The organism is Chryseobacterium tagetis, from assembly GCF_016735585.2.
GTDB lineage: Bacteria > Bacteroidota > Bacteroidia > Flavobacteriales > Weeksellaceae > Chryseobacterium > Chryseobacterium tagetis.
In genome coordinates, this window is record NZ_JAERSE020000005.1 from 20,299 (window position 1) to 41,802 (window position 21,504).

18 protein-coding genes are annotated in these 21,504 nt (G+C 34.7%); 10 read left to right on the forward strand and 8 right to left on the reverse strand.

The features are described 5' to 3' along the window. Positions 1-92: 92 nt before the first annotated feature. Entirely contained in the window at positions 93-893 is an 801-nt protein-coding gene (locus tag JI747_RS16925) for an alpha/beta hydrolase (RefSeq protein ID WP_225690057.1), read from the reverse strand. Positions 894-1,076: 183 nt separating this feature from the next. Further along, complete coding sequence (gene htpG, locus JI747_RS16930) at positions 1,077-2,969, reverse strand: molecular chaperone HtpG (RefSeq protein ID WP_225690058.1); 1,893 nt, start codon at positions 2,967-2,969, stop codon at positions 1,077-1,079. Between the two features lie 154 nt (positions 2,970-3,123). Here htpG and JI747_RS16935 point away from each other — a divergent pair, with 154 nt between their 5' ends. Beyond that, the gene (locus JI747_RS16935) at positions 3,124-6,018 is read left to right on the forward strand and encodes an alpha/beta hydrolase family protein (RefSeq protein ID WP_225690059.1); all 2,895 of its coding nucleotides are present in this window, start codon (positions 3,124-3,126) and stop codon (positions 6,016-6,018) included. Between the two features lie 102 nt (positions 6,019-6,120). Here JI747_RS16935 and recA read toward each other — a convergent pair whose 3' ends face one another. Both recA and JI747_RS16945 read right to left on the reverse strand, forming a co-directional pair. After that, on the reverse strand, positions 6,121-7,125 hold the full coding sequence (recA, locus tag JI747_RS16940; RefSeq protein WP_039367885.1) for a recombinase RecA: 1,005 nt from the start codon (positions 7,123-7,125) through the stop codon (positions 6,121-6,123). Between the two features lie 156 nt (positions 7,126-7,281). Next, positions 7,282-8,478, reverse strand: a complete 1,197-nt coding sequence (locus JI747_RS16945) for an oxygenase MpaB family protein (RefSeq protein ID WP_225690060.1) — start codon at positions 8,476-8,478, stop codon at positions 7,282-7,284. 154 nt (positions 8,479-8,632) lie between these two features. On the opposite strand from JI747_RS16945, the gene JI747_RS16950 reads away from it, so the two are divergent. After that, positions 8,633-9,946, forward strand: a complete 1,314-nt coding sequence (locus tag JI747_RS16950; protein WP_225690061.1) for a hypothetical protein — start codon at positions 8,633-8,635, stop codon at positions 9,944-9,946. A 60-nt stretch (positions 9,947-10,006) separates the two neighbouring features. Here the strand turns inward: JI747_RS16950 and gap are convergent, their stop codons facing one another. The 4 genes from gap to JI747_RS16970 all read right to left on the reverse strand — a co-directional run bounded on the left by gap (position 10,007) and on the right by JI747_RS16970 (position 14,365). Next, positions 10,007-11,011 carry a type I glyceraldehyde-3-phosphate dehydrogenase gene (gap, locus tag JI747_RS16955; RefSeq protein WP_047441813.1) on the reverse strand — a complete coding sequence of 335 codons (1,005 nt, stop codon included), beginning with the start codon at positions 11,009-11,011 and terminating at the stop codon, positions 10,007-10,009. A 30-nt stretch (positions 11,012-11,041) separates the two neighbouring features. Continuing rightward, a complete protein-coding gene (pfkA, locus tag JI747_RS16960) occupies positions 11,042-12,028 on the reverse strand; it encodes a 6-phosphofructokinase (RefSeq protein WP_225690062.1) in 987 nt (328 codons plus the stop codon). Positions 12,029-12,191: 163 nt separating this feature from the next. Further along, the gene (locus tag JI747_RS16965; RefSeq protein ID WP_225690063.1) at positions 12,192-12,950 is read right to left on the reverse strand and encodes a TIGR03915 family putative DNA repair protein; all 759 of its coding nucleotides are present in this window, start codon (positions 12,948-12,950) and stop codon (positions 12,192-12,194) included. 155 nt (positions 12,951-13,105) lie between these two features. After that, a complete protein-coding gene (locus JI747_RS16970; protein WP_225690064.1) occupies positions 13,106-14,365 on the reverse strand; it encodes a putative DNA modification/repair radical SAM protein in 1,260 nt (419 codons plus the stop codon). Between the two features lie 369 nt (positions 14,366-14,734). On the opposite strand from JI747_RS16970, the gene JI747_RS16975 reads away from it, so the two are divergent. From JI747_RS16975 to JI747_RS17010, 8 genes are all read left to right on the forward strand, one after another. Then, the gene (locus JI747_RS16975; protein WP_225690065.1) at positions 14,735-16,063 is read left to right on the forward strand and encodes a hydroxymethylglutaryl-CoA reductase, degradative; all 1,329 of its coding nucleotides are present in this window, start codon (positions 14,735-14,737) and stop codon (positions 16,061-16,063) included. After that, positions 16,063-16,230 carry a hypothetical protein gene (locus JI747_RS16980; RefSeq protein ID WP_225690066.1) on the forward strand — a complete coding sequence of 56 codons (168 nt, stop codon included), beginning with the start codon at positions 16,063-16,065 and terminating at the stop codon, positions 16,228-16,230. The genes JI747_RS16975 and JI747_RS16980 overlap by 1 nt, the downstream gene beginning before the upstream one ends. After that, positions 16,230-17,300 carry a hypothetical protein gene (locus JI747_RS16985; protein WP_225690067.1) on the forward strand — a complete coding sequence of 357 codons (1,071 nt, stop codon included), beginning with the start codon at positions 16,230-16,232 and terminating at the stop codon, positions 17,298-17,300. The genes JI747_RS16980 and JI747_RS16985 overlap by 1 nt, the downstream gene beginning before the upstream one ends. Position 17,301: 1 nt before the next feature. Beyond that, on the forward strand, positions 17,302-17,688 hold the full coding sequence (locus JI747_RS16990; RefSeq protein ID WP_225690068.1) for a DUF423 domain-containing protein: 387 nt from the start codon (positions 17,302-17,304) through the stop codon (positions 17,686-17,688). Positions 17,689-17,776: 88 nt separating this feature from the next. Continuing rightward, entirely contained in the window at positions 17,777-19,054 is a 1,278-nt protein-coding gene (locus JI747_RS16995) for a chloride channel protein (protein ID WP_225690069.1), read from the forward strand. Positions 19,055-19,185: 131 nt separating this feature from the next. Further along, positions 19,186-20,376 (forward strand): ADP-forming succinate--CoA ligase subunit beta, encoded by a 1,191-nt coding sequence (gene sucC, locus JI747_RS17000; protein WP_039367911.1) that lies wholly within the window; start codon positions 19,186-19,188, stop codon positions 20,374-20,376. Between the two features lie 80 nt (positions 20,377-20,456). Continuing rightward, the gene (locus tag JI747_RS17005; protein WP_225690070.1) at positions 20,457-20,957 is read left to right on the forward strand and encodes a hypothetical protein; all 501 of its coding nucleotides are present in this window, start codon (positions 20,457-20,459) and stop codon (positions 20,955-20,957) included. Positions 20,958-21,209: 252 nt separating this feature from the next. After that, on the forward strand, positions 21,210-21,491 hold the full coding sequence (locus tag JI747_RS17010) for a hypothetical protein (protein ID WP_225690071.1): 282 nt from the start codon (positions 21,210-21,212) through the stop codon (positions 21,489-21,491). Positions 21,492-21,504: the final 13 nt, after the last annotated feature.

Consider the following 21,504-nt stretch of genomic DNA (forward strand, 5'->3'; position numbering starts at 1 on the left):
CTTGAGACAATTTAGTAATGTAATATAAAATAAAAGGTTTCGGCGCGGCAAAGCCGCGCCGAAACCAATAAATTTCCTTAATATAAAATCTCTTATTTCAATAAAGATTCAATACTTTTCACAACTTCGGCAGGTTTCTCTTTTATGGCTTCTAAGTGATCGGCTGTAAATTCTAAGAAGTGTTTCGGTTCAGATGCGTTAGCGTAAATTTCCTGACCTTGAGCATAAGGAACGGTCTTATCATTTTTACTGTAGATAAAAAGAGAAGGAAGTCCTTTTATATACTGAATATCTTCTTTGGCAGAATATACAGAAGCCAGCATTTGTTGAAGCATAGCTTTGTAATCAGGAGCGAAAACAGCTGCGATATCTGCAAATGAAGACATTCCTCCATCGATGATTAATCCTGAGATTTTATCTTTATTGGTTCTTGCTAAGTGTGTTGCAATCTGAGAACCCAAAGAAGCTCCGTATAACAATATTTTTGTGTTTTTCACGTCATTTCTTTGAGTAATAACATCGAAAAACTTTTGTCCGTCTTCAGAAACATTTTGATGGGTTGGTTTTCCTGTTGATTTTCCGTATCCTCTGAAATCGACCATTACTACTTGAAATCCGTTGTCAACTAAAGGCTTAGTCATGAAAGTATAGGTAGTTACATTTCCTCCTGCTCCATGAAAAAACAGAATCGTAGCTTTTGGTTTTGCGGCTTTAGGCTTAAGGAAAATTGCTGTGATCGTATCCTGAGTTACGGGTAAACTGATTTCTTCGTATTTTAAATTTTCAATTGGCTTTAATTCTTTTTTAGGCTGATAAAATTTATCGTCAAGCTGAGCGTTGTAAAATTGAAGAGCCAGTACAAAGAAAAATGTGATAATTGCTTTAGTTTTCATAGTAATTGTTTTTAATGATGAAGCAAAGATATTGTGCATATATATCTTTTGAAAAAATAGATGACCGAACCGTTATTTTTAACGACTAAAACGTATTTTTTTAAGATTAAGATTAAAATTAAGTGGAAATAAAAAATCGGAACCACTTTCGCAGTCCCGATTTCTCAATATAAAATAGTCAATTTATTTGTTTAGATGCTGATAACTTTTTTGGATGAAATCAGTCAGATCTTTTCCTTTCAATAGATTCTGAGAAAGTTTTGCCAAGTCTAAAGCATACTTAATCAAACCTTCTTTTTCTTCCGTATTTTCTGTCTGCAATACCTGATTGGCAAATTCGCTGTTGGAATTTACTACCAGATTGTACATTTCAGGGAATCCTCCCATTCCGAACATTCCGCCACCACCGGTTGTCTGCATATCTTTCATTCTTCTCATGAATTCTGGCTGGGTAATGGTAAACGGAGCATCATTGCTGTCTAAATCTTCCAACTGAACTGTGAATTTTGCATCGCTGATTGCCTCTTCAACATTTTTCTTCAACGATTCTTTTTCCGTTTCATTTAATTTAGAAATGATCGGCTCATCTTTTTTAATCAGATTATTGATATGATCTGAATCTACTCTTACAAAAGAGATTTTCTCTTTTGAAGTTTCCAGCTTTTGGATAACGTGAGGAATAATATGAGAATCTAATAGGAGAACTTCATATCCTTTATCTTTTGCAGACTGAATATAACTGTGTTGTTCATCGGCGTTGGAAGCATAAAGAACCACTAAATTTCCATCCTTATCAGTTTGGGTCAATTTAATTTTTTCTTCCAGTTCATTCCACAAGAAATATTTCCCATCAGTTGTCGGATATAATGTGAACTTATCTGCTTTCTCAGCAAACTTTTCTTCCGTTACAATACCATATTCGATTACGATTTTAATGTCATTCCATTTTTTCTCATAATCTTCACGGTTTTCGTTGATTAAAGAAGACATTTTGTCGGCAACTTTTTTCGTAATATAAGAAGAGATTTTCTTCACTGCACCATCTGCCTGTAAATACGAACGGGAAACGTTCAACGGAATATCCGGAGAATCAATGACTCCGCGAAGAAGCATTAAGAAATCCGGAACGATCCCTTTTACTTCATCCGTTACAAATACCTGATTTTGATATAACTGGATTTTATCTTTTTCAATATTTAAATTATTGCTCAGTTTCGGAAAGAATAAAACTCCGGTTAAATTGAACGGATAATCAACATTCAAATGAATATTAAATAAAGGCTCCTCAAACTGCATTGGATACAATTCGTGGTAGAATTTCATATAATCTTCATTCGTCAATTCACTTGGAGCGATCGTCCAAGCCGGAGTTGGATTGTTGATGATATTGTCAACTTCTTCAGTTTCTGCAACCGCATCTTCAGGAGCATCTTCCGGTAAAGGTAAAGTATGGGTTTTAGTTCCAAATTTAATCGGAACAGGCATAAACTTGTTATATTTCAACAACAGTTCACGGATTTTTCCTTCTTCTAAAAATTCTATTGAATCTTCTGCTATATGAAGAATAATTTCAGTTCCTCTGTCGGTTTTATCAGTCGTTTCTTCTAAAGTAAATTCCGGACTTCCGTCACAGATCCAACGAACTGCAGGTTCATCTTTGTAAGATTTTGTTAAGATCTCAACTTTCTCAGCAACCATGAATGCAGAGTAAAATCCAAGTCCGAAATGTCCGATAATTCCTGAATCTTTCGCAGTGTCTTTGTATTTTTCCAAAAACTCTTCAGCTCCTGAAAAAGCAACTTGATTGATGTATTTTTCAACTTCTTCACCCGTCATCCCGATTCCCTGATCGATGATGCGAAGTGTTTTATTTTCTTTATCGATTTTAACTTCCAGCTTCGGATTTCCGTACTCAACTTTTGCTTCCCCGATGCTCGTTAAATGCTTTAACTTTAAAGTCGCATCTGTTGCATTGGAAATCAATTCTCTTAAAAAGATTTCGTGATCACTGTATAAGAATTTTTTGATCAACGGGAAAATATTTTCCACGGATACATTGATATTTCCTTTCGTCATAATATTTTAGTTTTAATTTTTTCTTCCAAATCTTTCTCAAAAAAAATACCGTTTGATGAAAAGTGACATTTTGACACTCATGTAATGAAGTGATGGGTTGCAAAAGGTTTTATCAAAGAAATATCTTACTTTTAAACTTTAAAAGTATTTAAAAATGAAGTTGAGAAGTACAGTTTTTATTCTGTTCCTCATGAGTTATTTCGTGTGTGGACAGAAAAAGCCTTTAGATCATTCAGTCTATGATAACTGGCAAAGTATCGGAGCAAGAAAAATTTCCAATGACGGAAAATGGATTTCCTATTCTGTGGATGCGCAGGAAGGAAATTCTACTCTTTTTCTATATTCCGCTAAAAATAAAATTTCAAAACAGTTTGCAAGAGCCACCAAATCTGATTTTACAAATGATTCTAGGTTCGCGGTTTTTCAGATCCGCCCATTATATAAAGATATAAAAGCGGTAAAAGATAAAAAACTGAAACAGGATAAATTGACAAAAGACAGTCTTGCAATAGTTAATCTTTCCAGTGGTACAACAGAAAAAATTCCGAATGTAAAAGGATTTAAAATTCCTGAAAAAGGAGGTTCGTATGTTGCTTATCTGTTGGAAAATATGAAAGATAAATCGAACGGTACTTCGGATAAAGAAGATGGTGATGATAAGAAAGATGATGATAAGAATGCAAAACCTTTGCAGTTGGTCGTTCGAAATCTTCTGGATGGGAAAAGTACAACGTATGATAATGTAATCCGCTATGAATTCAGTAAAAACGGTAAACAGCTGGTTTTTGTAACCAAGAAACCGGAAGAGAAGAAAAGTAAGGATAAGAAAGAGGAGAAGGATTCCGGAGATGAAAAAGTTGCAGAGAAAAAGGATAATGACAAATCGAAGCCGAAGAAATACGCGCTTGAGACTGTGCAAGTTGTTGATTTTCAAAAAGGATCGGTAACTAAAATTTCTGAAATGGAAGGCGATTTTTCACAATTGTCATTTGACGAAGAAGGAAATCAGTTAGCATTCGTGGGAACTTCTTCTGCGCAGAATGATCTGGTGAAATTGTATCAGTTATATTATTTTAATGTTAAAACGAATAAAAAAGAAATCGTAACCAATGAAAATGCCCAAATGAGAAAGAATTGGGTAATTTCTGAAAACCGTTTCCCGATTTTCAGTAAGAATGGAAAGCAATTGTATTTTGGTGTCGCTCCGAAACCTGTTGCCAAAGATACTGCCATGATTGCGAATGATCATGCTGTAGTGGATATCTGGAACTATAAAGATGATTATCTGCAAACCGTACAGCTGAAGGAACTTAAAAATGATTTGAAAAAATCTTATGCTGCAGTCATGCAAACAGAAAAACCTGATTTCTTTAGAAATATTGATGGGGAAGATTTGGATACGTTACGATTGGTAAATGATGGGAATGCCGATTTTGTCATCGGTATGACAAGTTTAAATAACCGTATTTCTTCTCAATGGGAAGGTTCAACAAAGAAAACGTATTTCCTTATTGATAATAAAACAGGAAGCAGAACGGAAATTATTCGAAATCTGGATGGTTCGGTTGCAGTTTCTCCGCTCGGGAAATTTGTAGTTATTTTTGACAGAGAAAAAGGAGCTTGGTTAAGCTATAATGTTAAAACGAAACAAACACTTCCATTGAATAGCGGATTGCCAGTTTCTTTTGTGGATGAGGAATTTGATATGCCAGATTTCCCGAATGCGTATGGTATCGCATCCTGGACGGATAATGATGAGTCGGTGATTATTAAAGACCGTTATGATCTTTGGGAATTTTTCCTGAACAGTTTTAAAAAGCCAAGAAATATGACGAATGGCTTTGGACGCAAAAATAAAATAACATTTGATACGTATGATTTAGATAAAGATATTAAAAGTTTGAACCGTAAAACTTCTATTTATTTATCAGCATTTGACAATACATCCAAAGCAAACGGAATTTTTAAAACGGCTATCCAGTCGAATTCTGATCCGGTGAAAATTCAAATGGAAAATGTCTGGGGATACAGGAGTCTTCAGAAAGCAAAAAATGCAGATGAGTATATCTTGGTAAAAGAATCGTATACAGACTCACCGAATATTTTCGCCACATCCAATTTCTCTGAACAACAAAAGCTAAGTAGCACCAATCCGCAACAAAGCAGTTATAATTGGGGAACAAGTGAACTGGTAAGCTGGACAACTTCAAAAGGGAATTCATCTACAGGAGTATTGTATAAACCAGAAAATTTCGATGCGAATAAAAAATACCCAATGATTGTGTATTTCTATGAAAAACTTTCAGACAACCTGAATCGTTATGTGGCGCCTGCTCCAACCCCTTCAAGACTGAATATTTCTTATTTCGTCAGCAATGGATATTTGGTTTTTACACCGGATATTTCATATGTCGATGGTCTTCCCGGAGAATCAGCAATGGAGTATATCAATTCAGGAGTAGAAAAATTGAAGCAGAATTCATGGGTTGATGGAACTAAAATAGGAATTCAGGGGCAAAGCTGGGGAGGTTATCAGGTGGCATATTTAATTGCTCATACGGATATGTATGCAGCAGCGTGGAGTGGTGCTCCTGTCGTAAATATGACTTCTGCATATGGCGGAATCCGATGGTCTTCAGGAATGAACCGTCAATTCCAATATGAAAAATCGCAGAGTAGGTTAGGGAAAAATCTATGGGAAGCACCGGAACTGTACATTAAGAATTCACCATTGTTTACCATAGATCAGGTAAAAACTCCGGTGGTGATTATGAGTAATGATAAAGATGGAGCTGTGCCTTGGTATCAGGGAATTGAAATGTTTACGGCATTGAGACGTCTTGGAAAACCGGTATGGCTTCTGAATTATAACGGAGACGATCATAATTTGATAAAGCGTCAGAACAGAAAGGATATTCAAATCCGCGAACAGCAGTTTTTTGATTATTATTTGAAAGGGGCTAAAGCTCCGGTTTGGATGACAAAAGGTGTTCCTGCAACCCAAAAAGGGAAAGATTGGGGATTTGAATTAACGGAGGATAAACCTTAATGGAATTTTTATTTTCGGCGGCAGAGCCGCCGAAAATAAAAAATGATAAAAAAGCTCGGCGGGACCTTTGGTCCCGCCGAGCTTTTTTATCCAAACAAATTACTATTTTTTATTAGCAATCTCTTCTTTAATTTTATTTTCCAGTTCTTCAGAAAGTTCAGGATTATCTTTCAATACATCTTTTACGGCATCACGACCTTGTCCTAATTTTGTTTCTTCGTAGCTGAACCAAGAACCGCTTTTCTTTACAATTCCTTGCTCTACAGCCTGATCCAGAATTTCTCCGGTTTTAGAAACTCCTTCACCGTACATGATGTCGAATTCAGCTTGTTTGAAAGGTGGAGCTACTTTGTTTTTTACAATTTTCACTTTTACACGGCTTCCGATAGCTTCATCTCCGTTTTTAATAGGAGCAGATGCTTTTCTGATATCAATTCTTACAGAAGCGTAAAATTTCAAAGCGTTACCACCTGTAGTTGTTTCAGGATTTCCGAACATTACTCCGATTTTTTCTCTCAACTGGTTGATGAATATTACCGTACATTTTGTTCTTGAAATCGTAGCGGTTAATTTTCTTAACGCCTGAGACATCAATCTTGCATGAAGACCCATTTTAGAATCTCCCATTTCCCCTTCAATTTCTGCTTTTGGAGTAAGAGCAGCTACAGAGTCGATTACTACAATATCGATCGCTCCGGAACGGATAAGGTTATCAGCAATTTCTAATGCCTGTTCTCCATTATCTGGCTGAGAAATAATCAAGTTTTCTAAATCGATTCCTAGCTTTGCAGCATAGGTTCTGTCGAATGCATGTTCAGCATCAATGAAAGCGGCAATTCCTCCTGCTTTTTGAGCTTCTGCAATCGCGTGAAGTGTTAAAGTGGTTTTACCTGAAGATTCCGGACCGTAGATTTCAATGATTCTTCCTCGTGGATAACCACCCACTCCTAGAGCGATGTCTAATCCTAAAGATCCTGATGGAATCACCTCAATCGTATTATCTACAGAACTGTCTCCTAAGGTCATTACAGTTCCTTTTCCGTATGTTTTATCTAGTTTTTCAAGCACTAATGCAAGTGCTTTCTTTTTATCGTCTGCGTTGCTCATCTGTATAATTATAATTTCTCAAAAATACATAAATTATAGTTGAAAAGCTAATATTATTTATGAAGGTAAATCATTTTTTAAACTATAAAAATATAATGTATTCATACTTAACTTGTTCAAAATTAAAAGAATGTGTTAATGTTACTTTTAATAGCTTTAATGAAAATTTGAATTGTGAGTGATCTTTAAATAATCGCTCAATACCTTCATTTGATCCTTATTTCCTTTGTTGATTCTGGCTTGTCGACTTACTGTTTTGTCATAGATTTTATTGATCAGCCATTTTGTTCTTGGGAAAGCTTTCTTGTTAGAAACATCCGGAATTTGTAGTCTCTTGCAAACTTCATCATCCAATAAAAACCACGTGCAGCAAATATGAAGATAGCGTAAATTTTTTCTTTGAAACTGATATTTCAGAATAGGATTCTCCAACGATTCGTCCAGAAGAGAATGGGCTAGAAGTACAGAATCTTTATCAGCCGGAGGTTGAACAGAAGTCCATAAGTAAAAATATTCTGTAGCCTGCTTTTTATCATTAGGAAGAAGATCTTCAGGGATTCCCAGTAAATACCCAACATATTTCCAAAGATGAAAAAGTCCTTTTTCTTCTTTCTCGGAGAAAGTATTTCCTAATTTATGAAGACTGTGTAAAAAAACGAGACTGAAACCAATATAAGTGGCCATCATATCCCAGGAATTGATAGGTTCGCCCCAGTTTTCCGTATCCCATTTTTTGTAATACTTTTTTAAAGAAACTCTGGCGTAAGAATGAATTAATCTTGTTTTTATGGCAAATTCATATCCTTTTTTATGAACTTCCAATGCATCATATCTTGTGGCATTTACCCAAAAGTCCAACGTTTCGGAAAGACGTTTTACGGCGCCTTTTTTCAGGGCTTCAGTTGCGATCAGGGGTTTGTTGAGGTAAGCATAATCGTAACCACCAATCAGACAATAATCTCTCAAAGAAATCAGAGCGTCGAGATTGCTTCTCATGCAGAGTTCTGCACCAGATTTAATTAAATCATAATCAAGCCAGTCAGGAATTCTTTGTGTTTGCAGGAAAAGTTCTTTTACACTTTCTGGAACATCATCATTTTCAGAAACCCCATTTCGGATGTAATGTTCAATTTCTTTAGAAGCTTCATGGAATTTTTTTGTGAGGTAGACATCTTTTACAACCTGATCTCCAATTTCATCAACATGATAAAAATAAGGCGCGAATTTTTCAAACTCATTAAAATTGACTTCTGCTCCGGAAAATTCAATGAGCTGCTTTCCGTTGCCTTTTGTCCAAAAATCTTTGAAGTGAGATGAATCCTTAAATCGTGGTTGTAAAATTCGGTTTTCCATTCCTATAAAAATACAGATTTTCCATTTAAATAATTTGTGAGATTTGTCAGTTTAGCGAAAAGATAGTGGCACTTTTTATTTTATTAAAATCACACAAACGGGTAATTTTTTCGTGCTCATGGATTTTTAAAATTTGTATTAAAAATTGATTACCATGAAAACAAATTTATTATTGCTATTTCTGCTGGGTTGGTCAGGAATAGTTTTCGGACAAAAGCAGATAGATGGGAAAGTAGATGTTAATGCAAATAGCATTTTTAGTTTAAGTTTCGAGTCAGATACGATAAAAGTAGAAAAAGCATCAAAAGACGGATATATTTCAATTCCTCTTAAAGTTGATATTGTGAATCCACAAACATGGGAAGACTATAAATTTTATATTGAAGTTGATAAAGAGAAAAGTTCTTTGCCTGTTTCAGATTATGAGTTTGAAGATAATACTTTTAATTTTTCTGATTTAAAAAAGAGTAAAGTCATTACTATTAAATTAAAAAAAGATACTCTTTGGGATAGAGAAAGAAAAATCGTTTTAAGTTTAAAAACATCCAAGAATACTGATGACATAGATAAAAGAAATATTGGTTTAAAGAAAAAAATAATCGTTATTGTGGGTGATGGAAAAGATCATGTTAATCTTTTTCATGAGTATAATATTCTGGCTTACGTGGGAACAAATTTTGATATTGTAGAAAGTAAGACAAAAGCCAAAAATCTGTTTTTTGCCACAAATATTTTTATACCTCCTGTCGAGAGAAGGAATAAAGTAGGTTTTTATTTTAGTTTATACGGAAATAGAACTATGAGTGATATTGATTCTACAGGCAATGTGAGTAGAGTATATAAGATTGAACCCGTTTCAGGAACTCAGCACAATGAATATAGAGCACAATATAAAATGGTGACCTCAAGAGTTTCAGATAATATAGGCGCATATATCAGTCCATTATTTAGACTTATAAAATCATCAAATAAACACTTGAGTTTGTATTACTCGCCATCTTTAGAATTTATTTGGAGAAAGTCAACAATTACAAGAGATTTTAAAGATCAGAAAAATTCAGAAGTATCCCTTGTTGATGGGTTTGTGCCCGGAACTGTCATGATGGATAATGTTTCAAGAAAAATACAGAATGAATATGTTTTTAATGTTGGAGGGGCAGGTTTTTTTCTTGCTTATCAAACAGCAGATGTCAGCTTTAGAGCACATGCATCTGTTGGGTACTCATCCTATTTTTATCCGAGTAATTATTTAGTGGAAGGAAATACTACAGAAGTTAAAAGAATGCATGATGTATTTTTTTTAGGAAGAGTCTGGTTAACAGAGGCAAAAACAGGGATAACTTTGCAGGCAGAAATTATGAATACAGCAATTAATCCTCGTCCGTTTTTTGGAGTTACGCTTTCAAAAGCAATTAAATTAGATAAATTAGGAAGTATTTTTACACCATTAACTGATCGCTCAAAATAATTTAAACAAAAAACAACCTCCTATTAGGAGGTTGCTTTTATATTACTTGATGCTTATTTATTACAAAGAAGCAGCGTGTACCAACATATCAACTAACTTGTTAGAATACCCCATTTCGTTGTCATACCAAGAAACAAGTTTTACGAAGTTAGGAGAAAGCATAATACCAGCATCCTTATCGAAGATTGAAGTTCTCTTATCTCCTACGAAATCCTGAGAAACTACAGCATCTTCAGTGTATCCAAGAATACCTTTCAATTCACCTTCAGAAGCAGCTTTTACTACGGCACAGATTTCTTCGTAAGAAGCAGCTTTTTCAATTCTTACCGTTAAATCTACTACAGAAACGTCAACAGTTGGTACTCTGAAAGACATACCTGTTAATTTTCCGTTTAATGAAGGGATTACTTTTCCTACCGCTTTAGCAGCACCTGTAGAAGAAGGAATAATATTGTTTAGAGCAGCTCTACCACCTCTCCAGTCTTTCATTGAAGGACCGTCAACAGTTTTTTGAGTTGCAGTAGTAGCGTGTACAGTGGTCATCAAACCTTCTACGATTCCGAAGTTATCGTGAATTACTTTAGCCAAAGGAGCTAAACAGTTTGTTGTACAAGAAGCGTTTGATAAGATTTTGATATCGTCAGTAAGTTCAGTGTGGTTTACACCCATTACGAACATTGGAGTATCATCTTTAGAAGGAGCAGAAAGAATTACTTTCTTAGCACCAGCGTTGATGTGCTTTGCAGCATTTTCTTTATCTAAGAATAAACCTGTAGATTCAACGATATAATCAGCTCCGATTTCGTTCCATTTCAAGTTGTTAGGATCTCTTTCAGCTGTTACTCTGATTCTTTTTCCGTTTACAACAAGGTCGTTTCCTTCTACAGAAACCTCACCTGGGAAAATCCCGTGTACAGAATCATATTTAAGCATATAAGCCATGTATGTAGCATCGATAAGGTCATTGATTCCTACTACTTCGATGTTGTCTCTTTCAGTCATTGCTCTGAAAACAAGACGCCCAATTCTACCAAACCCGTTGATACCTACTTTGATTGTTGACATAATAGTTTGTTTTAAATTATATTAAAAATATTAGATTGCTAAAATTTCTGAAATCAATAAAAGATCCTGATTGATTTCGTTATGCTTTTTAATGGCTTCTTCGATAGGCGTATAAACGACATCGTTAGAACGCATTCCTGCCATTACATTTGTTTTTCCTTCCATTAATCCTGTTACGGCTCCGTATCCTAGTCTGCTTGCCAAAACTCTGTCGGCACAGCTTGGAGAACCTCCTCTTTGCATATGACCCAGAATGGCTACACGAATGTCATAATCAGGGAAAGATACCTTTGTTTTTTCAGCCAGTTCGTAAACATTAGCCAGTTTTTCGCCTTCTGCTACGACTACAATACTTGAAGACTTTCCTGATTTTTCAGCCGTTCTGAAGTTGGCAAAAAGCTCGTCGATGCTATCTTTTTTCTCAGGAATTAAAATATCCAGCGCTCCGGTTGCCAATCCGCTGTTTAAAGCGATAAAACCGGCATCACGCCCCATTACCTCAACAAAGAAAACTCTGTTGTGAGAAGTTGCCGTATCACGGATTTTGTCGATGGCATCCATTGCAGTATTTAATGCAGTATCATAGCCGATCGTGTTATCGGTTCCGAAAATATCATTATCAATCGTTCCAGGTACACCAATAACACGGATTCCGAATTCTTCATTAAAGATTTTCGCTCCCGTAAAAGTTCCGTCTCCACCAATACAAACCAAACCGTCAATCCCGTATTTTACGCAATTGTCATACGCCTGTTGGCGACCTTCTTTGGTTCTAAATTCAGTGGATCTGGCAGATTTTAGAATAGTTCCGCCTTGATTGATTATATTTTTTACGGAACGAGGACCCATTTTCAGGAAATCATCGTGGATTAAGCCATTGTAGCCCTCTCTTACTCCGTAGCATTCGATATTATAGTAATTTGCGGTTCTTACTACCGCCCTTAATGCTGCATTCATACCCGGAGAATCTCCTCCTGAAGTAAGAACTGCAATTTTTTTTACAGCACTCTCTTTCATCTAGTAAAAAATTTCGAACACAAATCTACAAAAACAAGTTCAGATAATGGTAGTAACTTTATAAGAGTTTTGAATATAAATTATTAAACTTATCTAAAATTTGAGGTTTTGAAAATAAGGTCTTTTGTTTTTGTCTCAAAATAGGTCAATAAGCAAATTGAAATTAATGTTTTTCAGTAAGATATTTCCAATAGCGTTTAGGAACATGCTGAATATGAAGTTTCAAATTTTTTCTTTCCATAATGTTGGTTTTTGTGAAATACCGCTGCCAAAGGGTTTGGTAATTCTTTTCTTCATCATGAAACTTCTGCTCATACTTATTTAAGTTCAGTTTTTCATCTGGATAAAAGAAATCACAAGTTTCCATATCGTATAAGACTCCATAATTTCTCCTCAAATCATAAATCATCCATTTCTGATCCTGATAACGGTCTTTAAAATGTTTCCGAATTAAAGGAATTACATTAAAATCAGGATCGATTTTAGCAAAGAAAACATCATCCTGCATTTTTTCAAAACGGACAAAAGCGGTCATTCGATGTCTTTCACGACTTACGGATTTACATATTTTTGAAATTTTTAAAATATCCTGATCGGCATAATTCTGTAAAATATTTTCATTCAGATGCTGCACAGATTGTTGTATCGCTGAAAAAATAAGGTGTTCCAGTTCCGGATCTTCTGATAAATACACTTTTAATAATTCATGGATTCCCGACTTTCCAATGTTTTGTTCTAATTTCTTAAAAACCCTTTCCGCTTTATCATTTTGAGTAATCACCTCATGGATTTCTGCAAAAATATTTTCCTGATGAAATCTTTCTCTGCTTACAATTTCCATGTCTTTATAACGGTATTCGAAAACTTCAAATATCGCGGTTAAAAGTCCGTCGAAACTGCCGTCGTAGAGTAGGGTAGTCATATTTAATTTGAATGAGGTAATTTGAAAATTAGTTAATGTTATATGGTTAGATTGTCATTCTGACGAAGGAAGAATCTCTGCATTTTTTGAGATTCTTCACTGTATTTCATTTTGTTCAGAATGACAGACAAGTAATCTACTCATGCAGTTTATATTTAAAAAAGAGTCAATTGTTGTGAAAACTGATTGTGGAATTTTGAAGAACTGCCTCCAATCAATAGTTTTCTGAGGTTTTTATCAGTTAAATACCTTAAAAAAGCATTTCCGGCATTAAAGTCAATAAAATATTTAGCTCGATTTACAGCGGCTCCCAGTTTTTTCAAATGATCTATATTCAATACCTGAAAACGTCTTGCGCTCACAATTTTTTGTGCTGTTTTTACTCCAATTCCCGGAATTCTTAAAATCATCTGATAATCTGCGGTCTGTAAATTAACAGGGAACTGATCAAGATGGCGCAATGCCCAGCTTAACTTTGGATCAACTTCTAAATCTAAAAACGGGATATTGGGATCTAAAATTTCTTCAGCTTTAAAACCATAAAAACGCATCAGCCAATCAGATTGGTATAAACGGTTTTCACGAAGCATTGGAACTTCCGTCGTCAAAGAAGGCAGTCTTTTATCCTCCAAAACAGGAACATATCCGGAATAATAGACTCTCTTTAAACTGAAGTTTTTATAAAAATGATCGGCAACTTTGATGATCTGTAAATCGTTTTCATTCGTTGCACCCACAATCATCTGAGTAGACTGACCGGCAGGAGCGAACTTTGGCGTTTTTCTGAAAATTTTCTTTTCATCTTTATACTGTGCAATTCCATTCTGAATATATTTCATCGGATTCAGCATATCCTGTCTGTTTTTTTCAGGAGCCAGTAATTTCAAACCGCTTTCCGTAGGAATTTCAAGATTAATAGATAATCGGTCGGCGTATAAAGCAGCTTCCTGCATCAGTTCGTCACTTGCTCCCGGAATCGATTTTAAATGAATATATCCGTTAAAATTTTCTTCTAAACGTAATTTTTTCGCCACACGAACCAGACGTTCCATGGTGGTGTCCGCATTTTTGAAAATTCCTGAGCTTAAAAATAATCCTTCAATATAGTTTCTGCGATAAAAATTGATGGTTAAATCAACCACTTCTTCCACCGTAAAAGCAGCTCTTTTTATATCATTAGAACTTCTGGAAACACAGTAGGCGCAATCATAAATACAATGATTGGTCAAAAGAATTTTGAGAAGCGAAACACATCGTCCGTCTTCTGTATAGGTATGACAGATTCCGCTTACGGAACTGTCTCCTAAAGCACCTTTTTTATTCTTTCTCGTTCCTCCGCTTGATGAGCAGGAAACGTCATATTTCGCTGCATCGGCAAGGATTTCAAGTTTTTCTTTCAGGCGGTCAAAATTCATTCTTATTCTCTTTTTTACCAATTAAAGATTCTATTTTTTTAACACATAAGTCACATAAGTTTTCAATGAAATATATTGAGAATACTTAGATCTTATTAAGAAAAAAAATCTCTGATTTTCAAAAACTGATGTCTTCTTATTTACAGTTTGTTTTAAATCTCATGTGACTTATGTGTTAAAAAAATAAGCCTTTTGTGGTTTGAAATTCTATATTTTCTATTCAAATGTAGTTCCAAAATTGATAAATATCAACTGTTTTTGATTGAAGTTATCCACAGTTTACAGAGACAAAATTAGTATATTTACGGACATTAATTTATGAGTGTAATCGTAAAACCGCATTACATTACTGTATAAAATCGCTTACTTATGAATCATAAACCGGTAGAAGGTTTTTCTAAATTGACAAAACAGGGAAAAATCGATTGGCTAGTTAACGAATACCTTGAAGGAAACTCAGAATATCAACATATATTAAATCAATACTGGAACGAAAATGCTGATTTGCAGAAACTTCATGATGAGTTTTCTGAAAACACAATTTCCAATTTTTATATGCCTTACGGAATTGCTCCGAATTTTTTAATTGACGGAAAATTATTTGCTCTTCCAATGGCGGTTGAAGAAAGTTCTGTAGTCGCGGCAGCTTCAAAAGCTGCAAAATTCTGGATTGATAAAGGCGGTTTTAAAACAACAATTATCAATAATGAAAAATTGGGACACACTCACTTTATTTTTAATGTTGAATCTCACAAACTGCTTCATTTCTTTAACTTTAATTTAAAGAAAAAATTAATTGAATCAACAAACGATATTACCGCCAACATGAGAAATCGTGGGGGAGGAATTTTAGATATTAAGTTAATTGATAAAACTTCCGAAATGCCCAATTACTACCAGTTGAAAGCAAGTTTCGATACGGTAGATTCGATGGGAGCTAATTTCATTAATTCCTGTCTGGAACAGTTTGGGAAAACATTGAAACAGGAAGTAGCTGTAAGTGAAGATTTTTCTCAGGAGGAAAAAAACTCTTTACAGATTGTTATGAATATTCTTTCCAATTTTACTCCTGATTGTCTTGTAAGAGCTGAGGTTTCTTGTAAAATTGAAGACTTAAAAGACGATAGCGGTATTTCTAACGAAGAATTTGCTTCAAAATTCAAACAAGCCGTTACGATTGCTGAAATTGAACCTTTCCGTGCAACTACTCATAATAAAGGAATTATGAATGGAGTAGATGCAGTGGTCATTGCTACAGGAAATGACTTTAGAGCAACAGAAGCTTGTGCGCATGCATATGCGGCAAGAAACGGAAAATATTCTTCTTTAACCCATTGTACAACAGATAACGGAATTTTCAGATTCTGGATTGATCTTCCTATTTCTGTAGGAGTTGTAGGTGGTTTAACGAATCTTCACCCATTGGTAAAATTCTCTTTGGCACTTCTTGGAAAACCTTCTGCTCAAGAATTGATGAGTATTTTGGCGGTTTCCGGCTTAGCACAGAACTTTGGGGCTTTGCGTTCTTTGGTGACAACTGGAATTCAGAAAGGGCACATGAAAATGCATTTACTGAATATTTTAAACCAAATGGGAGCAACAGAAGAGGAAAAACAACATTTTGTGACGTATTTCAAAGATAAAACGGTCACTCACCATGAAGTTATTAATGAATTTAACAGATTAAGAGGTCAATAATGATACAGATTATTCTAGCCATTATCATCTTGCTTTTCGGATTCTTTTTAAAGAAAACCAATCATCCTGGATTCAGGAGTTCTAAAAGGTTTGCCATTATGTTTATTATTTTGGGAGGTGCGGTATTGATTGGCAAGCTGGTTTCCTATTTTTTACATCCTGCATAGTGAAAAGGAAAATTGTATTTTTTCTGTTGATCTCCGGTTTAAGTTTTTCACAGCAGAAAACCTTAACCATAAAAGATTTGATGCCGAAATCTGAGGATTCTGTGTTTCCGGTAATTTCCTATTCAGAGAATTCAAGAGTGGAAAATAAAATCAATACCTTTTTACAGGTTGATCAGCTGGAATACATTCCCGGATCAGCGGGAAATCCATTTAAACTGGTTTCTACGGGAAAAACGTCCTACTCCAATTATGTTTATTTTTACAGTTGGGAAAAGTTGGAAACGCCTAAAAATATTCTGAGCCTTGCATTAGACGGGGAAGCTTCAGGAGCTTATCCGGAAGGTTTTTCCATCTGGAAGAATTTTGATCTGAGAACCGGAAATTTTATTAATGCAAAAGATTTATTTCAGCCCAATTCAGCAAAAACGGTTGAAAATTTAATTCAGAAAAGCATAAAAAAAGAGGTAAATGATTTTCTTACACAGTTAAAATCTGAGAAGAATCCTTCAGAAGAAGTTGTAGACCAGATTTCTATTTATGAAGATTGTTTTACGGATTTTACCTTAGATGGGATTGAATATTATTTCGGGAAAGATAAAATCAGATTTATTGCAGGGAGATGCTCCAATCATGCGATGAGAGCATTGGATGAACTCGATCGTCATGTGGTTGAGTTTCCTTATAAGGATCTGGAAAAATACTGGAGTCCTTATGCGAAAAATTTGTTGTCTGGTTCTGAAAAAATTGATAGAACAAGTTTTAGCCATAAATTATATAAAGGAAAAATCGATGGGAAATACCCAATCACGATGTTGATCAATCAGGTTTATGATGACGGTTCTTTTTCTGCGAAATACTGGTACGATAAAAATAAAAAGCTGATTGAATGGAATGGCAAGTTGAAAGGAAACCATATTTCTATTATAGAAAATGATTACTATAGCGAAGAAACCAATCAATGGATTTTCAGAGCTTTAGTAGAAGCAGAACTGAAAGACAATAAAATTATTGGAACTTGGCAGGATTACAATACAAAAAAATATTTAAATCTAGAATTAGAAGAATTATAAAATGAAAACAATTACTTTAGTTTTTGGAGCGGTTTACGGAATGTTATCTGTAATTTTAGGAGCATTCGGAGCGCACGCTTTAAAGAAAATTTTGTCTGTAGAAAGACTGGAGAGTTTTGAAACAGGAGTGAGGTATCAGATGTACGCTGCATTCTTTTTATTAATTATCGGCTACATTTTGAAGTTTGAGACTTCATCAGAAAAATGGACTTCAATTTTAATGATTGCGGGAACATTTTTATTCTCAGTAAGCATTTATTTCCTGAGTTTACAGGATTATTTGGGAGCAAATCTAAAATTTTTAGGACCGATCACTCCACTTGGAGGATTATTGATGATCCTAAGCTGGTTGATGCTTATTTTTCATTTTGCTAAAGGCAGAATTTAAACTGTTTATAAACCGGTGTTGTGTTCCCTTTTTCCGATACTATTAAAACAAATGATGAAACTTCCTTTTAATATGTAATACATCAAAAATGAGAATTAATAGAAGGCGAAGGCTCATCAAAACTTTTGATCTTTTGGATCAGCCCATCAGATTCAATCCCTTTGTATTTAGCCGTACTTTTTTCATGTGGGCGATTACAGGTTTGGTTGGTGGAATTATCGCCGGACTGTACTGGATCGTTCTTGAGCATTTCACAGAGTTTTTAGCGGAATTTCAAGGATGGATGGTGATTCCGACAATGGCAATTTCGGGACTTTTGGCGGGTTTAGTAATCCATTTTATTGGTGATCCTGGAGAAATTCATTTGATTGTTAATAACATTCGATTTAATAAAGGGAAACTGGAGCCGAAAAATAATCCATCCATGATTTTATCTTCACTTTTTTGTGTAGCATCAGGAGGAAGTTTAGGGCCCGAAGCACCTTTAGTTCAGGTGACGGGTTCTACGGGAACCTGGCTCGGCAAAATATTTAGATTAAAAGGGGAGGAGTTGCGTTCTTTGAGTATTGCCGGAATGGCTTCCGGTTTTACTGCACTTTTCGGAGCTCCTCTTGGCGGAAGTTTATTTTCGTTGGAAATTCTTCATCATAAACATGCTGTAGAATATTATAAGGCGATCATTCCTGCGTTGGTGGCAAGCTGTTTCAGTTACGTTATGTTTGCTTTAATTATTCATTTAGGAATAGGAGCAACATGGGATCTGAAGGCTTATCATTATACAGGAGTTTATGATTTTGCTTATGCGGCAGCTTTTGGAGCTGTAGGAACTTTATTTGGCTGGATTTTTATTTTCGTGGTAAAGTTCTTCAAAAAGGTTTTTGAATACAGAAAATTTCCGATTTATATTAAAACTTTAGTAGGCGGAATTATATTAGGAGTCATCGCTTACTATTTTCCGATTACGAGATATTTCGGTCATAATGAGATCAATCAGTTGATCAACGGAAATTTTGCCCTGAATTTTTTAATCATTGTTTTAATTTTCAAAATTTTAGCCATAGCGATTACCGTAACTTCGGGATGGAGAGGTGGTTTTATCATTCCACTTTTCTTTGTGGGAACGACTTTGGGGCTAATTATTCATAACTTATTTCCGACAGTTGATACTACATTAGCGATTGTAAGCTGTATGGCCGCTATTAATGCCTGTGTCACAAGAACTCCGATGAGTACCACGATTATTTTGGGAACTTTAACCGGTTTTACCTATTTTGTTCCGATACTTTTTGCAAGTTTAACGGGGTATTTCCTTGCTCCGAAAATCCCGTTTATCGGTTCACAGTCAGAAAAATTATCCGAAGAATAAAGAAAATTTAAAAGACATGTTAAAAATCAATTCAAATGGACTTTAATTTTTAGGTCAATAAACTTGAACTTCCGTGTCTTTTTAGTAAATTTGTCAACCTTTAAATTTTAAAATAAAATAATAAAAATAATATGAATCTTCACGAGTATCAATCAAAAGAGATTTTATCAAAGTATGGAGTAGCTATCCAACGTGGTTACGTAGCAAACAACGTAGACGAGGCTGTAGCTGCTGCTGAAAAACTAACTGCTGAAACAGGAGCTCAAGGCTGGGTTGTAAAAGCACAGATTCACGCAGGTGGTCGTGGTAAAGGTGGGGGTGTTAAGTTTTCTCCAAACATGGATAAGCTTAAAGAAAACGCTCAGAATATCATCGGAATGCAGTTGATCACTCCACAAACTTCTGCTGAAGGTAAGTTGGTAAATTCTGTATTGGTTGCAGAGGATGTATATTATCCTGGAGAAACTGAAACTAAAGAATTTTATGTTTCTATTCTTTTAGACAGAGCTGAAGGTAAAAATACAATCGTATATTCTACTGAAGGAGGTATGGATATTGAGCACGTTGCTGAAGTAACTCCTCATTTGATCCACAACGAATTGATCGATCCTGCTTTGGGTCTTCAAGGTTTCCAGGCTAGAAAAATTGCTTTCAACCTAGGTCTTGAAGGGAATGCTTTCAAAGAATTCGTAAAATTCATCTCTTCTTTATATAATGCTTATACAGGAATTGATGCTTCTCTTTTCGAAATCAACCCTGTGTTGAAAACTTCTGATAACAAAATTATCGCTGTAGATGCTAAAGTAACATTGGATGGTAACTCATTGTTCCGTCACAAAGATCTTGAAGCACTTAGAGATACAAGAGAAGAAGATCCTATCGATGTTGAAGCTGGTGAAGCTGGTCTTAACTTCGTAAAACTAGACGGTAACGTTGCTTGTATGGTGAACGGAGCTGGTCTTGCTATGGCAACTATGGATATCATCAAATTATCAGGTGGTAACCCTGCAAACTTCCTAGACGTTGGTGGAACTGCTGATGCTCAGAGAGTACAGACTGCTTTCGGAATCATCTTGAGAGATCCAAACGTAAAAGCAATCTTGATCAACATCTTCGGAGGTATCGTAAGATGTGACAGAGTTGCTCAAGGAGTTGTAGATGCTTACAAAGCGATGGGTAGCCTTCCGGTTCCATTGATCGTAAGACTACAGGGAACTAACGCTGTTGAAGCTAAAAAATTGATTGATGAATCTGGTCTTCCGGTTCACTCTGCAATTACTTTAGAAGAAGCTGCAAACAAAGTAAAAGAAGTTTTAGCTTAATCTAAAATTTTTATATAAAACTTAAAACCGTTTCATTTTTGGAACGGTTTTTTAATGCTTTGTAGGAAAATAATATATTCATGAAAAACCTATACATTCCAGAGCCCTGTTCAGAAAATTGGGAAATGATGTCTCCTCAGGAAAAAGGGAGATTTTGTTCTGTTTGTAATAAATGTGTGATTGATTTTACACAAAAACAATCTGAAGAAATTTTCCAAATCATTAATGAAAAGAAAGACGGAGAAGTTTGTGGAAGGTTTTATAATTATCAACTTAGTAATAAAGAAAGTAAATCTGAGAAGTTAAAAACTAAACTTTTCAAAAATATCCCATCTTCTATTCAAAATAACAGAATAATACTGGCTGTTTTTTCTTTTATTCTGTTTTTAACGGGCTGCTCAAAGCAAAAAGAAGAATCGTGTACAATGACTACTGGTGTTCTTGTATCCGATATTGAAATGGATACTGTAAAAAATAAAAGCTACGTAATGGGAGAAGCTGTAATTCCTGAAGATCAGCAAACAACAAAAATTCATAAAAAAGACAGTGTTGCTTTAAAAGGTAAATTGCTAAAAAAATAGTCCATTAATTTCTGTAATGGTTTTTTGTTAAAATGTAACATATTCATTTTAAAATTATTATTTTTACAATAATTAGGTTTTAAAATGAAAATACATCTATGCTTTTTTCTTTTTTTATTTCTTAATTGTCAATCTCAGATTGTCAGCAGTAATGGAGTGTTCAAAAGAAAGGAAATTCAATTTGAAGACAAGTATCATTATTCTTTTACGATAACTTCCAAAAATTTTCTTCTTATTAATTCTCAGCAAAAAATGGATGAGGTATTTAAGTGCATTCATAACAATAATAAAGGAAACCGGTTTTCTCCAATTCCTGTACTTGTTGAAAATGAAACTTATCTAATTATTAAACCTCCTTTAAAAGATTCTAATGATGTTTCAATTGAAAAGGTAAGTTTGGATAACAATATACTTTACATAAAAGTTACGGAATTTGATAATCCCGATTTCAATAAAACAAATAGAGTATCACCCAATATTTTATTAAAATTAACAGGAAAGATCACCTTTAAAAATATCACCATTACATACTAATATATTAAAATTA